General features: G+C 50.0%; 14 protein-coding genes and 2 pseudogenes. 5 read left to right on the top strand and 11 right to left on the bottom strand.

Annotated features, from left to right (window positions below; all coding sequences use genetic code 11):
* Positions 1-43: 43 nt before the first annotated feature.
* From IPP66_07200 to IPP66_07160, 9 genes and pseudogenes are all read right to left on the bottom strand, one after another.
* On the bottom strand, positions 44-280 hold the full coding sequence (locus IPP66_07200) for a hypothetical protein (GenBank protein ID MBK9925063.1): 237 nt from the start codon (positions 278-280) through the stop codon (positions 44-46).
* A gap of 122 nt (positions 281-402) precedes the next feature.
* A complete protein-coding gene (locus IPP66_07195; GenBank protein MBK9925062.1) occupies positions 403-843 on the bottom strand; it encodes a response regulator transcription factor in 441 nt (146 codons plus the stop codon).
* 89 nt (positions 844-932) lie between these two features.
* Positions 933-1,559 carry a response regulator transcription factor gene (locus IPP66_07190; protein ID MBK9925061.1) on the bottom strand — a complete coding sequence of 209 codons (627 nt, stop codon included), beginning with the start codon at positions 1,557-1,559 and terminating at the stop codon, positions 933-935.
* Positions 1,560-1,579: 20 nt separating this feature from the next.
* Complete coding sequence (locus tag IPP66_07185) at positions 1,580-5,467, bottom strand: PAS domain S-box protein (GenBank protein MBK9925060.1); 3,888 nt, start codon at positions 5,465-5,467, stop codon at positions 1,580-1,582.
* A gap of 147 nt (positions 5,468-5,614) precedes the next feature.
* A complete protein-coding gene (locus tag IPP66_07180; GenBank protein ID MBK9925059.1) occupies positions 5,615-6,316 on the bottom strand; it encodes a DUF4386 domain-containing protein in 702 nt (233 codons plus the stop codon).
* Between the two features lie 28 nt (positions 6,317-6,344).
* Complete coding sequence (locus IPP66_07175) at positions 6,345-7,004, bottom strand: DUF4386 family protein (protein MBK9925058.1); 660 nt, start codon at positions 7,002-7,004, stop codon at positions 6,345-6,347.
* Positions 7,005-7,030: 26 nt separating this feature from the next.
* Positions 7,031-7,429 carry a hypothetical protein gene (locus tag IPP66_07170; protein ID MBK9925057.1) on the bottom strand — a complete coding sequence of 133 codons (399 nt, stop codon included), beginning with the start codon at positions 7,427-7,429 and terminating at the stop codon, positions 7,031-7,033.
* A 33-nt stretch (positions 7,430-7,462) separates the two neighbouring features.
* A pseudogene (locus IPP66_07165) lies at positions 7,463-7,669 on the bottom strand (hypothetical protein).
* A 134-nt stretch (positions 7,670-7,803) separates the two neighbouring features.
* The gene (locus IPP66_07160; GenBank protein MBK9925056.1) at positions 7,804-10,488 is read right to left on the bottom strand and encodes a helix-turn-helix transcriptional regulator; all 2,685 of its coding nucleotides are present in this window, start codon (positions 10,486-10,488) and stop codon (positions 7,804-7,806) included.
* 525 nt (positions 10,489-11,013) lie between these two features.
* Here IPP66_07160 and IPP66_07155 point away from each other — a divergent pair.
* Genes IPP66_07155 through IPP66_07135 form a run of 5 tightly spaced genes read left to right on the top strand, consistent with a single transcriptional unit; the run spans position 11,014 to position 15,036 of the window.
* Positions 11,014-11,406, top strand: coding sequence for a cupin domain-containing protein (locus IPP66_07155; protein ID MBK9925055.1), 393 nt, complete (start codon positions 11,014-11,016; stop codon positions 11,404-11,406).
* Between the two features lie 51 nt (positions 11,407-11,457).
* Positions 11,458-11,844 carry a hypothetical protein gene (locus tag IPP66_07150; GenBank protein MBK9925054.1) on the top strand — a complete coding sequence of 129 codons (387 nt, stop codon included), beginning with the start codon at positions 11,458-11,460 and terminating at the stop codon, positions 11,842-11,844.
* A gap of 18 nt (positions 11,845-11,862) precedes the next feature.
* Complete coding sequence (locus IPP66_07145; GenBank protein ID MBK9925053.1) at positions 11,863-13,392, top strand: FAD-dependent oxidoreductase; 1,530 nt, start codon at positions 11,863-11,865, stop codon at positions 13,390-13,392.
* Between the two features lie 2 nt (positions 13,393-13,394).
* Complete coding sequence (locus IPP66_07140) at positions 13,395-13,601, top strand: hypothetical protein (GenBank protein ID MBK9925052.1); 207 nt, start codon at positions 13,395-13,397, stop codon at positions 13,599-13,601.
* A 4-nt stretch (positions 13,602-13,605) separates the two neighbouring features.
* The gene (locus tag IPP66_07135; protein ID MBK9925051.1) at positions 13,606-15,036 is read left to right on the top strand and encodes an aspartate ammonia-lyase; all 1,431 of its coding nucleotides are present in this window, start codon (positions 13,606-13,608) and stop codon (positions 15,034-15,036) included.
* A gap of 99 nt (positions 15,037-15,135) precedes the next feature.
* Here IPP66_07135 and IPP66_07130 read toward each other — a convergent pair.
* Together IPP66_07130 and IPP66_07125 are read right to left on the bottom strand one after the other, a co-directional pair.
* A pseudogene (locus tag IPP66_07130) lies at positions 15,136-15,198 on the bottom strand (hypothetical protein).
* A 107-nt stretch (positions 15,199-15,305) separates the two neighbouring features.
* Positions 15,306-16,553: an RNA polymerase sigma factor gene (locus IPP66_07125; GenBank protein MBK9925050.1), complete on the bottom strand. Its 1,248-nt coding sequence runs from the start codon at positions 16,551-16,553 to the stop codon at positions 15,306-15,308.
* Positions 16,554-16,556: the final 3 nt, after the last annotated feature.

Here is a 16,556-nt window from a genome sequence, read left to right as displayed (position 1 = left end):
TAAATTTCGGAAAATAAAAATTTCCCTGTCGGTGAGAGATGCTTTACTGCCCGCTCGAGCAGGTTTGAAGCGGCTCGTTGAATACCCATGCGTCACACGTCGAGGAGGCAGGAAGAAAGCCAACGAGTTCATAGCCTTGCATAGGAAATGTGTCGTCTGCGTTTTCCAATGAGACACCCATTTCGTTTAGGTTGGCCTTTGATGCAAACCCATCAAGAGCCACAGGCAGAAATGCGGCGGGCAGGAAGAAAATGAAGGTAAAGATAATGATTGCGAACATGGTGCTCTCCTTTTTGCATCATCATCTTATGCCCATAAAAATAAATTCTCCCCTGTCAACAGAGGAGTATCAGACTAGTCATATGGATGGTTTATCTTCCGCTTCATAAAGATGTCCGTTTTTTACTCGGCGCCATTTTGGCTGACATCATTTTTCTCTTTACCTAAATCGTCATCCGCATCAACTTGAGGAATAGCCTTATCCGTATCATTAACTAAAAGTGGCGTAAGCGTTGCAATCAATTCATCGGGCGATGCCCCCTTATAAACAAAACCCGCATCAACCTCACGGGCTGTAGCTTCATCTGTGGCATCCACACTGAGGAGAACAATTTTCAGTTGTGGATACGCCTTTTGAAGCAGTCGACAGGTGTCGGGTGCGGGGGAACCGTAGAGTCTCCAATCCAGCAACAGAAGATCAGGCGACGCATCCGCCAGTGTGCGGATCAGCGTCTCTACATCTTCTACTTCGAGAATACCATTCGTACCCATCTTGCGTTGAAGCAGAAGAGTAAGCGCCTTGCGTGTTGCAGGATCAGGATCAGCGATGATGATATGAGTCATATGGACCTCGCTTGTAGTCTATAACAAGCGAGGTCCATGAGTATCTGTCGATGGGATGGTCTTTACCTAGCCAAGTGGATGGGTGGGGCTTAAACCAACTTTTGTTCCAATGCCAGTTTGACGGCTTCTACACGGCTATCTACCCCAAGCTTGTGAAAAATGTTTGACACATGAAATTTGACAGTGCCCAGGCTCACCACCAGGGCTTCAGCGATCTCATTATTGTTGAGCCCATCCACCATACATCGGAGAACATCGCGTTCGCGCTCGGTCAGCTGTTCACCAGCAATCTGCGGTTGGGCAACGGAATTCGCCAATACTTGTGTGGCTTCGGGCGAGAGCGTCATCTTGCCTTCATACGCTGAACGAATAGCATGGCCTAATTCCTTGGCTGTGACATTTTTTTGCAGATAACCAATCGCGCCTGCTTGTAATGCGCCTTGCACCATGTTCTGCTCAGCAAAACTTGTCAGCGCAATGACTTTAACTTTCGGATATTTCTGGTGGATCTCGCGCGTGGCCGTGATGCCATCTGTGCCGGGCATCATCAAATCCATGAGCACAACATCAGGCTTATGAAGCGAAACCATCTGCACGGCCTCAGATCCATCTGAGGCTTCGCCAACAAGTTTGAACTCTTTGTTGACGAGGAGAAATTTCGATAAACCACTCCTGACAACCGTATGATCATCTACGAGAAGAATTTTAATGGGCATTGTTGCTCCTTGTTATAAAGTTATAAAACTTTCAGTTTCACGTTCGGGTTTACATGCCAGACCACTTCTACACACGTCCCTGAGCCGGGGGTACTGCTAATGTGGTACTCCGCTCCAATCGCTTCGGCTCGTTCACGCATGATACGCAACCCCAGGCTGGTCGGTTTACTGGTGGATATGTCGAAACCGATGCCGTTGTCACATACTTCAAAGCGCAGGCCATCATTGAAAAGGAACAGGCTGACGTTCACCTGTGTGGCGCGTGCATATTTGAAAACGTTGTTCAAACTTTCCTGAGCGATGCGATAGATAGCGATCTGCACATCCGGTGGTAAGGCACAGTCACCATCAATGTTCAAGATAATGGGAAGGCGTGAACGGCCGATGAACGCATCACACAATTGTTTGATGAGGTCGCCCAAGCGGGTCTGCGTCAACGCCGCGGGACGCAACTCGAGTAGAAGAGTACGCATCTCTGCCAATGCGCCGCGCGTAAGTTGACGGAGTTCTTCGGTGGATTTTTTCGCTTCGTCCACATCCATCTCCCATAGCTCCGGGAGAACCTCCGCCGTCAGGCTGGCGGAGAAAAGGGTTTGTGTGACGGCATCATGCAGGTCACGTGCGAGGCGGGTACGGTCGGCCGTCACTGCTTCTTCGGCGGCTTTCTCTGCCAATTCCTTTTCTATCTTTGTGCGTTGTTCGATCTCTTCCTGCAAACGCTGGTTGGCGGTCTCCAACTCCTGTGTGCGTTCCTGTACTCGCTGTTGCAGATTGAGCAGATAATCAGCTTCTTGTTCCGCCATTCGTTCCGACGCGCGTTTCTGCTCATCAATATCTTCGATGATCCCAACCAGATAGTCGGGGTTACCGTTCGCGTCACGCACGAGGGAATAATTGACACGCGCCCAAAAGGTACGCCCATCCTTATGAAGATAACGACGCTCCATCACATAAGAATTACGCTTGCCTATAATCAGGTCGTTGAATAGGTCAATATCCATACTGCGGTCTTCGGGTACAGACAAGGTACGTGGATCAATACCTTTGATATCATCCATTGAGTACCCGATAATTTTTTCTGTCGTCGAATTGAAGGCAATCGGTGTACGATCTAATCCCAAGATGGCAACCCCCACAGCGACGTTATCAAAGATGGCTTGAAAACGTGCCTCAGATTGCTTCAATTTATTTTCTGCACGTTTCGCCAGTTCGGCTTCGGCACGTTTACGTTGTTCCACTTCCACTTCGAGAAGTTTGTTGGTCTCGCGCAATTCAGATGTTCGTTCTGTGACTTGCGTTTCGAGGTAGACATTCTGCTCACGGATCGAATTTAACCGCCACCTGAATCCACCAACGATGAGCGCACCTAACACGAAGATCAATGATCCATTGAACCACCACGTCTGCCAGAAGGGAGGCGTAATGACAATGGGGAGTGATACTCCCTGTTCATTCCAAATACCATCACTGTTTGATGCTTTTACGCGGAAGATATACCCACCGCCCGGCAGGTTGGTATAAGTGACATAACGACGGTTGCCGGACTGTATCCAGTCTTTGTCAAAGCCTTCCAGTTTGTATGCATATTGATTCTTATGTGGCGATTGAAAGTCGAAGGCTGAAAATTCAAATGAGATGACATCCTCTTGATAGGAAAGTTCAATGGGGGTGCGACCTGTCAGATCCACGTTTAGGGGCTCATTGAAGACATCGAAGCGAGTCACCACCACTTGGGGCACAACCAGATTTGGTTTAACATCTTCGGGCCGGAATAGATTGAAACCGTTGACCCCTCCAACGTACATGGTACCGTTGGCGCTCTGAAAATAAGCATTTGAGTTGAACTCGTTACTTTGCAATCCATCGGAGGCGTCATAGATGGTAAATGCTTCAGTATGGGGGTCAAATTTGGCAAGACCGTTGTTGGTTGTTATCCATAGATCGCCATCGTCGTCTTCAAGAATACCGAGCACAACATTGTTGGGGAGTCCGTTCTTTTCGGTGTAGTGCTTGAAGTCGCCGGTACGTGGGTCGAGGCGATCCAACCCAAGTTGTGTGCCAAGCCAGATGAACCCATCGGATGTTTCGTGAATAGCCCAAACTGAGTCATCGCTCAGGCTGGTCGCGTCGTCAGCGTTGTGAAGGTATCTCTTTAGCTCGGCAGTTTTCGGGGCGATATGAAGCGGATCGCTCAAATCCAGTTGATTCAATCCGCCTCCCCAAGTCCCAGCCCAGAGAATGTTGTTTGAGTCGAGATATAAACTAACAACGGTGTTACTGCTCAAGCTGGAAGGGTTCGTGGGATCGTTGCTGTAATTTACGAACGAGTCGGTGTTCGGGTCAAAACGCGAGATGCCACCGAAGGTACCGATCCATAAATCGCCATTCTTATCAGGCTGGAACGCAGCGATACTATCATCAACAAGACTGGTTGGATTTTCAGGGTCGTGAAAATAATGAGTAACGCGGCCTGTTGTGGCATCAAGGCGATTCAATCCCTTGCCCAATGTGCCGGCCCAGACCGTGTTGTATGAATCAACATACACAGCCATGAACAGATCATCGGAAAGACTGTTGGAGTTTTCAGGGTCGTGATGATAATGTACAAAATTTCCGGTATCGGGGTCGAAGCGATCCAAGCCGCCGCCCCATGTGGCGATCCAGATATTTCCACGTTTATCTTCTGCAAATGCACCAACAGCGTTCGCGCCAAGGCTGGCCGGGTTACCGGGAATATTTCGATACAAACTAAATTGGCCGGCATTCGATGGCAATTTGTTGATGCCGCTATGCGAGGTACCAACCCATAAAATGCCGGAACGATCCCGGAACAGAGTCCATACTTCATCTCCACTCAGGCTATCCGGAAAGAATGGATCATTCTGGTAACGCGTGAAATAACCGGGGTTTACAAGACTCATGCGGCTCAAACCATTGGCCCATGTACCGATCCATAATGCACCATCGGGATCAAGCCACAAGCTCATTACATCGTTCCCACTCAGGCTGTGCTCGTCTTTCAGATCATATGTAAAGTGTTTTACTTTCCCGGTCTGCGGATCGAGGTTATCAAGCCCGGCACCATGCAAACCAAACCCGCCGGTCGCGATCCAAAATGTTCCATCGGGGGCTTCCACTATGGATGCGACGTTGTTACTTGCCAAGCTTTCAGGGTTTGCGTCATCATGCTGGTAGCGCGTAAATGTTCCACTGGATGGATCAAAACGGTTCAAACCGGACCCTTCGATGCCGTTGGCTCCCGTGCCGATCCAAAGCTGACGGCTCGAGTCTTCGAAAATATAAGCGACCGCATCACTGCTCAAGCTGTTTGGATCATTCGGGTCATTTCGAAAATGTTCGAAGGCATCCGTCTCCGGGTTGTAACGGTCCAGGCCGGCAAGTGTGGCGATCCACAGATCCCCATTCGAATCCTCTTTAATGGAATTGATCGTGCCGTTGCTGAGGCTTGTCGGGTCTTTTGGGTCTGGCAAGTAGCGGGTGAAGGTTTCGGTCGCAGGGTCGTACCGGTTCAATCCGCCGCCCCAAGTCCCGATCCAGAGAGAACCGTTCTTGTCCTCTCCCATCGAAAGGATGCTATTGTGGCTGATCGTGGTTGGGTCATCGGGGTCGTGTTTGTAAACCTTGAAGCCATACCCATCATAGCGGTTCAGGCCATCTTGTGTACCGATCCACAGATAACCGCGGCTGTCTTGAAAAATTGCCAGCCCGGCGTTCTGAGAGAGTCCGTCTTCAATCGTGATGTGTTCAAAACGGACAACACTACCCGGCGCAAAGTTCAGGTCAAAATCAAAAGCCGCACCTGTTGAGGATGCGGCACGCCCGTCAGTGGATGACAAGGCAGACAGGCCGAAAAAAGCAACAAAAAAAAGCCAGAGAATGCGCTTCATGGTAAGAATAAACCTTGCGACATTCTAGCATTCGGCGCATTCTCGATGCTACTAACAAGTATCCCGATTTTCAGGATGGATGTAACCCGCTATTTTGAGGCAGTATGTCAGTTGTTAGCCCAATTAACAGGCTCGATGTCCATTATTTCACGGCTCGGAAGTGATGGCCGAGGGATTAAAACCCTTCACGATCATCCAGACGGCAAAGACCATTTCCTGAATGGCCGTTGGGACCAACAAGAGCCCTATCCCCACACCGATCTCGGGAGCTACATGCTGTTGACCAAACATGCCGACGAGGTTGGCGATGATGTACAAAACTCCGCCAATCAAGCCCCAGCCTGATAGCCATCGGGGGACAAGCCTGGTTTGATAGAACGGAATATAAATCATCAATGCGCCGATACTGAAGACAAGCGCACCCCACATTTCAGTCCAATCGTTCGTGGCGATGAGCATTGTTCCCAAAGCTCTAAAAATGGATGTGTCTGCGATTTGGGGATTCACAGATGCCTCGCTTACTGTCACCATCAAGAGCATACTGATCACCATAACCACGTAGGACATGGCTTCAATTACTCCCCTGAATAGGACTGCGCCTAACGCCAGAACTTCATTGTGCTTTTTCAAGATCGGATATAGCATCACCGGCATCATGGCAAGGGACAAACCCATCAGCAAAACAAGAAGTGTGCCAGCAATCCATTGAGTTTCATTGGCAGAGACATTGAGTGGATACGTTGCATCTGCCCTGATCGAGGCGGTCACGACACCGCTCAGGATGCCTGAAACTGTTCCGATGATGAATAGAATCCCAACGATGACCGCGGTCTTTCGATACGTGTTCATTTTAGAGCGTTCTTTCTGTCTATGCTGTCTATACTGTCTTGCCACGATCACTGCGTAGCAACACGATCCCCAGCCCGACAAACCAGACGATCTGCCCCAGACCAAAAACGCCGGTCAAGGTGTTTAGCACTGGGATGATCGTGATAATGCCAATCGCGCCGACGAACACACCAAGGATATTCAGTCCTTTGGGTAATCCACCTGTCCGCAACCCGGCCAGACTGACCAACAGTGTCAAAGGTCCACCAAGGATTTCACCATTGGAGTTGCCCAACCCATTCGTAATGGCTTCAATCGCTTGAAAGGTCAACGCGGCCTGAGTTGGGTCTTTGGCATAGAGCGCGACAATCGTAGCGAGCCCGGCATTCGCGGCCATACCACTGGCGATGAGCGAGCCAGCCCAAACGATCCCGATCGCGGTTGCCACTTGCATCAGCGACGGCGCTCCAGATTTCATGCGGTCGTACAATGCCAGCGATAGAACGATCAATGCAAAGCCAAAGAACACGTACATGAGCAGGTTGGTCCAAAAGATGACCGACTGTTTTTCCACGTTCAGAGCGACTTTCTGAGACGGGTCGGTGATGTTGAGATAGTCCAATACGACGATGAAGATGATGATCCCGATCAGGTGACTGATGGCCATATACAGCGCGGCGATACCGCCAGATTTATGCAGGGTTTTCATGTTTTTCTCCTTTTATTTTGAATCGATCAGGCTTCGACGTTGCGCCAAGTCCATGCGAACCCGATGATGAGCAACAGACAGATGGTCTCGACCGTGGCAATGAATGTATAGTGCGGATAAGATGCCGCGCCGCCCCAGATATAGGCAATGTTGATGATGCCCACAACTATATTTGCCACGCGATTGACTCTGTACTTCAATACACGGGATAGGATGATCATGGCGATGCCGAGTTGCCCCAGGACTGCGCCGATCAACATCAATTGGGGAATGGATGCACCAGAGACGGCAGAAGTCCGCGCTACCTCTTCCGCTGCGCCTGGAATGTTGAGCGAAAGGATATCGGCTTTCAGCATGTTGATCATGACTGCTATCCACAGGGTCGAGAGCAGGATCTTTGTGTCGAACTTTTTAATTGAATTCATTATTGTTTCTCCTTGTTTTGAATGAACTTGATTGACCGAGGCCAATGGCATTCCTAGATCGCGCACCTTTTTGAACAATCCGTGTAAAGCCGCTTGATCTGCCACGGGACCAGAAAGAAGCGTGTTGCCGTCCTCCAATGTAATAGTGAAGCCGTCGAACCACGTCATCCATTGCGCATCAAGGTGCCCCTTGATGCGAATTTCGTAGAACGGAACATTGGAGGAATGTTTTTCAATCATCGTTTTCTCGTGGGCCATAAGATACCGTTGGACGTGGTGAGACGTCATCACCACATGATGTGATTGATGTGGTGATTTACAGAAAACAAAAACTCCAGCAGATTGCTGGAGTTAGTTTGGAAAGATCAAGTTTGTTAGAACAGATTGAGTTCTTCGGCACGGCGGACGGCCGCCCGACGATTGTTGACCCCTAGTTTGTTGAAGATATTCTTTGTATGGGTGCGCAAGGTGTTGAGAGACACGATCAATTGCCGGGCAATCTCTGGTCCGTTTAATTCGCTTCGGAGCAACTTGAGCACTTCCAACTCACGTTCGCTCAAAGGGTCTTCCATTTCCGATTTTTGATTTACGGTTTTTGATTCTTGCTTTTGATGTTGTGGAGAGCAAGCCAGAATTCGGTCAACATATCCAAGCAGAGCATGGGTCTGAGTTGCAATCGTCAATCGGAAATCTGAAATCAACAATTGCATGTCTTCGCCTTCATCTACAAAAGTGCGGATGTATCCTTCAGGCTCGGTCAGTGTCAGGGCGCGCTCCAGTGCGGCAAGCGCTCGTGATTGGTCACCTTGTGCCTGATGAACAAGCGCCTGCGTCAACAGGATCTCGATCACGCTCCCCGTCCGTTTTTGCGATTCGGCCAATGTCAGCAGGCGTTCAAGCAATTCATGGACTCCAGCAAAGGAACCCTCTGCCAACCGCAACCGCACCAGCGTGAGATGTTCGTACTCGCCTAAATAACTCGCCTCATCCTGGACCGAGAGGCTGCGTTCTCGATCCCAAGCCTGTGCCTTATCCAAGCGACCCTGTCTAAGATAGACGCGCACCTTGTGGGCCGCGATCGGATGTAGGATGGGGATCGGGTTTTTGACGTAGCCTCTCTGAGCGTCGTCCAAACATTGAAGCGCTGACTCAAATTCCCCGTCCGCTTCTTTGAGGCGGGCTTGAGCGAGATTCCAACGATGAGGCCAATCTACCAAAGTCGTCCGCTGACCCAAGTCCGTAGCGATCTGTAGAGACCGGGCGAAGGCAACATCATCATCCCGTTCATAAGCAAGCATCGCCAATCCCAAATGGTGATGGGCAGTGACCACTTCTGCTTCTTGGCCAAGTGTCTCAGCCTGTTGAATGGTTTGTCGGAGAGCCTTTTCAGCTTCGCCCAAGCGACCTAATACCACCTGCATATCCGCTACAACAAAAGCGCTGGCAATCACATACATCTGATTGCCCAATTTTTGCATGTCGGCCATCCACGTATGCATGGCTTGCAACGAGGCTTCCACTTTGCCAACTGCCCAATGGGTAAACCCCAGTGTGATGGCGGCCTGGGCACGGATCATGTGATCATCTTCGGGAGCGAGTTGAATGGATAGTTCGGCATATCTCACCGTTTCAGTAAGGTCGCCCTCGATTTGGGCATTACCCGCGCGGATCAAGGCAATATTCCCTGGTATGGACTTGAACGCCTCCTGCGCCTCCATGCCTGCTACTGCTCGCTCGGCATTTTGCAGGGAAGTTTCGCTCTCCTCCGTCTCCCCCACATCCGAATATGCCCAACCCATTTGCACACACAACCACGGACGAGAACAAACTGTTGGGTTGGGTAATTTTTTCACCCAACCCAGCCAGGCAAGGGTCTGGAAATTACGTTCCATTCCCTGCCAGGCGGCTTCGGCCAAACTTGCCGCTCGCTCAAAATCGTTAGCGGCAAGGGCATGGTGAAAGGCTTGAGCGAGGTCACCATTGGCCTCATACCATTCGCTGGCACGTAGATGATAGTCGGGAAGTTCCCGTGACTGACCAAGATGCTGGCGCAACAAGTCGCCGAACAAATGGTGATAGCGATACCAACGTCGTTCATTATCCAAAGGGACAATGAATAGGTTTGCGCGTTCAAGATATTCAAGGATCTCCTGCCCAGACGCAGACAGGGTAAGCAGGACGGCATCACAAAGCGGGCCACACATGCGATCAAGAATGGAGGTGTGCAACAGAAAGGCTTGAATCTTCTCCGACTGTTGTCCCAACACCTCTTCGATCAAATAATCCAGCACGAAACGATGACTGCCCGTGAAGGATTTGATAAAGCTGGCCGCATCGTGCGAAGCGTGACCCTGCATGGAAAGCGCCGCCAATTGCAGACCGGCGATCCAGCCTTCGGTGCGGACTTCCAACGCGGCAACATCTTCGGCAGAGAGATTCAGTCCCATCACACGGTTGAGAAATTCGGCGGCTTCAGCAGGAGTGAAACGCAAATCGGCGGCACGCAGTTCAGTCAACTGGCCCCGGACGCGATACCGGGCAAACGGCAATGATGGATCTTCACGTGTGGCAATGACCAAATGTATCTGTGGCGGCAAGTGCTCGGCCAGAAAGGTCAGGGTTTGATCCACCGCTTGAGAATCAATCGAGTGGTAGTCATCAAGGACGAGAAGAAAATATTCGGGGATGATGGAAATTTCATTGAGCAGGGCTGTCAAAATTGCTTCGGCTTGCTGTGGTTGAGATGCTTGGAGCCCAGCCAGGAGGCTCTCGCCGATTCCCTCCTTGATGGTCTGCAATGCCGCTATTAGATAAGAAATGAAACGTACCGGATCATTATCCCCTTCATCCAGCGACAACCATGCAACTGGTCTCTCGCACGTAGCAACCCATTCACTGACCAGCGTTGTTTTACCGAAACCAGCCGGAGCAGAGATCAGTGTTATGCCTGCTGTACGCTGTAAACTCTCATTCATCCGCTCGATCAGCCGAGGGCGAGAAACAGCCTTGGGCCGAGGCGGAGGGACATATAGTTTAGTGGCCAGAATTGGCACAGGCATATATCCATTATACGACGCCACGGCCTGCTGAGTTACGGCGCTTAACTAGCGAGGGAAAGAAGGTTTGTCTTGAAAGTTATTTCCTAAATTTATCATACACTGGATTGAGAGGAGGGCCATCTCAACTGGAAATATCAAAAAGCGACCCAGAATATCGAGTTATTGATGTTTCAAGCCACTTCCACCTTAGATCGATGCGATACGGAAGGTCATGTTATTCACGCAACGGAGTGGTTAGAGAGATTGACGAATTGCAATAACTACTTCGCTGTCATTTGATACTTTAAATCTCCCCCAAGTGGCGGAAGTGAACATACGCCGACCGATGGATACGGCTGAAGTGTGTTCGCTGTATGATGAGTTTAGGCTTTAGCTACTAGTATTAGTGGGCATATTGGCTGTACGAAACTCTGACCAAGGTGTGCCAAAAAAAGTTGCGTCTTCTTGGAATGCGTGTTAAACGCAGCACTGAAGCAAACCAAACAACAAGAAGGTCAAAATCGTCAACTAACTAAAGGAGTTACCATGAAAGGTTATATACAAAACATCGAAAATGTTGCAGTCAAGAATGAAGATTTTCGCCAGGTACTTTACACTGCCAAGAACTGTCAGCTCGTTGTAATGGCGTTGAAGCCAAAAGAGGAGATCGGGATGGAGGTGCATACACTCGATCAGTTCTTTCGGGTGGAGGAAGGTACAGGAGAGGCTGTTCTTGATGGTGTTCGCACAGCGATCAGCGCGGGATTTGCTGTGCTCGTGCCCGCCGGAGCGAATCACAACATCATCAATACCGGTACTGTTCCAATGAAACTCTATACCCTTTATTCGCCGCCGAATCATCGGGATGGCGTTATCCACCATACACGCGCCGAAGCGGAAAAGGACAACGAACACTTCGACGATAAAACAACGGAATAAAACTCTGACTGAACTCTGGGATATATCTGCTTCGACTATGAGATTCTATCTATGATTAAAAGTAAACATCTTCAACTCTGGGATCTCTGGTATCCCCAAGCTGGCGCAACGGGTATTTCCTTTGCTCGCGGCAGATTGGCAGCCACGAACACTCTTATCGTGCATGCGCCACCTTCATCACTCACAGTTGAGATTCGGAGTGATAAGGGCCGTCGCCTAGCTTACGGTCAGGATTTAGCGCAGACTACAGACCGACCAATGACAGTTCTGATCCGCAGAGGGAATCGAATAACACGTCAGGATCGCTGGCCGATCAAAAAGGACATTGGTCGACTCGTACTATTACCCGGAGGTGAAGTCGGCGTATTAATCCAATGGTGGAATGCAGAAGATGGGAGTGAGTGGCGCTGGCAAGTCGAGTTCTACAATCACCGTTAGGAACAGGCTAAAAAATCAATGACAAAAAACGAATATGACTTAATTGTGATCGGAGCAGGCGGTGCAGGCAGTACTGCTGCTGGTAATGCAGCAGGATCCGGCAAGCGTGTCGCGTTGATCGAACGTGATAAGTTGGGCGGGACATGTCTTAATTATGGCTGCGATCCAACAAAAACACTTTTGCACACCGCCTCGGTCTTGTACCATGCCCAGCACGCCACCGGACTTGGTTTACGAATCCCACAAGCCAAAGCCGACTGGGAAGCGGTGCAGGCGCATGTGCGGCAGGTGCAGGATACTATTCGCGGCGGCACACTTGAACAAGCCCGCGCAGGTATCACAGCGCAAGGCATTGACCTGTTCATGGGACAAGCGATGTTCACGTCACCACATGAAATCCTTGTGAACGGCGAGGTATTACGCGGGAAGCGATTCCTCATCGCGACCGGCACGGTTGCCTTGATTCCGGATATTGAGGGACTGGCAGAAACCGGATACATCACCAATGTGGAAGCCGTGTCTTTGCCCGAACTGCCAAAGCGTCTGGTAGTAATCGGCGCCGGTCCTATCGGATTGGAGTTTGCGCAGATGTTCAGCCGCCTTGGCTCGCAGGTGGTTGTCCTTGAACATGGCAAGCAGCCTTTACCGCGTGAAGATCCCGAGCTTGCAATGCTGTTATGTTCGCAGCTTACTGCGGAAGGCATCCGATTGGAATTTGGTACCGAGATGCATTGCGGCGAGACCAATGAGCACGGCAAACATATTCATATCCATGGTACAGATGGCAAGGAAGAAGATCTTACAGCTGATCAACTTTTGGTGGCAGTTGGGCGACGACCTGCGTTGGACGAGCTCAATCTTGAGGTGGCTGGTGTTCAATATACTAACGAAGGCATTACGACCGACGAAACCTTATGTACAAATGTGCCGCACATCTGGGCTGCCGGTGATATTGCCAGCAAATATCAATTCACGCATGTCGCATCGGATCAGGGCAAACTGGTTGCGGATAATGTGTTTGCCAGAAAGCCAAAAGCATTTGACGATCGCGTCATCCCTTGGGTGACATTCACCGATCCCGAACTTGCGCGAGTAGGCATGTCAGAGGCGGACTTAAAGGAAACCGAGATTGAGTATCGTGTAGGACGTGCATATTTCAACAAACTCGATCGCGCGATCGCCAACGATCAAACCTTCGGCAGCGTAAAACTTCTGGTAGATGTAGATGGAAAAATACTCGGTGGGCATATTCTCGGCGCGAATGCAGGTGAACTGATTGCGCCCATAGTCTACGCGATGCGCTTTGGTCTGACGGCTAAGAAGATGGCTGAAGCAATGCTGCCGTATCCTACGATGGCTGAAGCGGTGCGTTGGGCGGCATATGATACGTTTGGTGATGTGATGAAAGAAAAAGATTTAAAAATTATCACCACAAACGGGGTATTGTTGGATGAAGCTATACAGATTCCTGACGCATTTGACAGTGAAATATCGGAACAACAGTCGCCCAGTGAAATACTCGCTATGAATGACAGCCCTGGAGGATAAAAATGAAAAATAAATTTTCTATATTTAATTTTAAATTATTTTATTATCTCAGACAGATAATTACCAACGAATATCCAGATAGTAAGTCCGAAACAAAAAAAAGAAAAGTTGTGACTGAAGACAACTTGCGCTGGCAGGATGATGGCGGACCAGTGGTTGAGATCAACAATCCAAACACCCAACCGACCGATATGCCTGGAAAAGATTAGCTAAGTGGCTTACACACAAGGAACTTCCAATCGTGTTGAACACGACTCGCTTGGCGAAGTCTTTGTTCCATCAAACGCTCTATATGGCGCACAGACCCAACGCGCAATCGAGAACTTTCCCGTATCAGGGCTAAAGCCTCGTCAGGCATTTATCTGGTCAATAGGTGTGATCAAGAGAGCGGCTGCCGAGGTCAACAAAGACTTGGGGATGATTGACTCAGAAAAGGCGAACGCCATCGCCCAGGCTGCACAAGAAGTGATCGACGGGAAATGGAACGAGCATTTTGTTGTTGATCCATTTCAGGCGGGCGCGGGAACCAGCCATCACATGAACATCAATGAAGTGATCGCCAATCGTGCCTCGCAACTTCTGGGTGGAAAACTCGGGGAATATCGTGTCCATCCAAATGATCATGTCAACATGGCGCAATCTACAAACGATGTTATTCCAACCGCCATCCGTCTGGGCTGTTTGTGGCGTTTGGATGAATTGCTCACCACACTAAACAATTTATCTGGCGCATTAATGGCTAAAGCCAGCGAGTTCGACAACATCGTCAAATCGGGGCGTACCCATTTACAGGATGCCGTTCCGATCCGATTGGGGCAGGAATTCGGCGCATATGCCAAAGCAATCGAGCGGGATGTGGAGCGGATTCAGTACGCTGCTGAAGGGTTGAGACGGCTGGGAATTGGCGGCACAGCTGTCGGGTCGGGATTGAACGCGCATCCTGACTATCGCCGACAGATGATTCAAAAACTATCTGAATTAACCAATCTGCAACTGTATGAGTCTGATAATCTATTTGAATCCATGCAATCAATGGCTGATGCAACAGCTTTCTCAGCATCACTGCGGACTCTGGCTCTGACCCTTATCCGTATCGCCAATGATTTTCGTCTGCTCTCATCTGGCCCCGCAACCGGGCTGGATGAGATCCGCCTGCCAGCAGTACAACCTGGCTCCAGTATTATGCCGGGCAAGGTCAATCCGGTTATGGCGGAGATGCTTGATATGGCAATGTTTCAGGTGATCGGATGCGACGTAACCATCGTATTGGCAAGTCAGGCTGGGCAGCTCGAGTTGAATGTGATGATGCCGGTTATTGCCCATAATCTTTTCGAAATGATGCAGATCACAATTGGTTCTGTTCAAGCATTCACTGATCGGGCGGTGCACGGAATCACTGCAAATCGGGCAAAAGCAGAAGGCTGGCTGGCACAAAACCCGATTGTAGTGACGGCGCTGAATCCGCTGATCGGGTACAGTCAGGGGGCAGAACTGGTCAAAGAGGCGGCGACGCGTAATATGACGATACATGATATCGCTGTTGAAAAAGCAAAAGATGGCAATCTTAAAAATGTGAATGATGATCGATTGGTTACGGTTGAAGAAATCGAAGCCGCATTGGGTGACCTTCAACGACTAACATAATTTATTCTTAGCATAAATTTTTATCCGTTGGCTGGGGCTATTTCTTTATCCCATCATCAATTTCGGACGATATTGCAAAGCATCTGCTAGATGAGCGGATTAGATCTCATCACTCCCCGCCAGATCCGCAATGGTGCGTGCCAGTTTCAGGATGCGCTGATAGATTCATTTGGCTCATTGCCGCACGCATCAAACTCTGACCTTCATCCTGCAACTTGCAAAATAGCCGTATCTCCCCGACGCGCATATCTATTTTATAAAGCGTTATTTTATAACTCTCTTAATCTTCGTTCAAGGAATTCGCGTTCAGATCTCTGCTGGCTCAGTTCAAGTGCGCGCGTATAGGAAGCACGCGCTTTTTCCAATTTTCCCAACCTTCGGCATAAATCAGCATGTGCTGAATGGGCGAAGTGATATTCCAAGAGGTCGCCGCGAGAAAAAATGTCTTCGATGATGGTCAAGCCCGCTTGAGGGCCATCTCGCATGGCGATCGCGACGGCGCGATTTAGTTCAATGACTGGCGAGGGTTCCGCCTGGATCAAAATGTCATATAACGCCACGATCTGATTCCAATCGGTTTCATCCGCACGTGCGGCCCGTGCATGGACCGCAGCAATCGCCGCTTGAATGGTATATGGACCGAAACGACGGGAGGCGAGGGCTTGTTGAATAAGCCTCAGGCCTTCGGTGATTTGTGCGCGATCCCACAGCGTACGATCCTGTTCGTTGAGCAGGATCAGTTCTCCCGTTGGGGAGGTCCGCGCGGCACGCCGCGATTCCTGTAAGAGCATCAAGGCCAGCAATCCAACCACTTCGGGTTCGGGTAATAATTCAACCAAAAGCCTTCCAAGCCGAATCGCTTCAGCGGAAAGATCGTGACGGGTCAGCGAATCCCCGAAGGATGCGGAATAACCTTCATTGAATACGAGATAGATCACGTGCAAAACAGAATCAAGGCGATCAGGAAGTTCTGTATGCGATGGGACTTCATAGGGGATGTGTGCGTCACGGATCTTGGACTTGGCGCGCACGATGCGTTGTGCGATGGTCGGCGAGGGCGTGAGAAAGGCATGCGCGATCTCTTCGGTGGTGAATCCGCAAACCGTACGAAGCGTTAACGCGATCTGTGAATCCGGGGATAGGGCAGGATGGCAGCAGGTGAAGATCAACCGCAGGCGTTCATCTTCGATATCTTCATCATCCTCTGCAAATGGATTTTCCGTGGTTGGCCCCAATTCATTTGCGATCTGTGCAAGCGAGGAATCAAAGCGTGCGCGCCGTCGAATGTTATCGATGGCTTTAAAGCGGCCCACGGAAACCAGCCAGGTACGCGGATTTTTCGGCAGGCCTTCCTGCCCCCATTGTTCCAACGCTGTCGTAAAGGCTTCGTGCAAGGCTTCTTCTGCAAGATCGAAATCCCCCAACAAACGAATTAACGTAGCGAGGACGCGGCGTGATTCAAGGCGATAGATTTCATCAACCTTCTCCCGTACATCTTTGCGCGCGTCCTCGCTCATACT

Origin of the sequence: Candidatus Defluviilinea proxima (assembly GCA_016721115.1) — a bacterium.
In the GTDB taxonomy this organism is placed as follows: domain Bacteria; phylum Chloroflexota; class Anaerolineae; order Anaerolineales; family Villigracilaceae; genus Defluviilinea; species Defluviilinea proxima.
The sequence above is the reverse complement of the archived record's forward strand: the minus strand, read 5'-3'. Positions and strand labels throughout refer to the sequence as shown.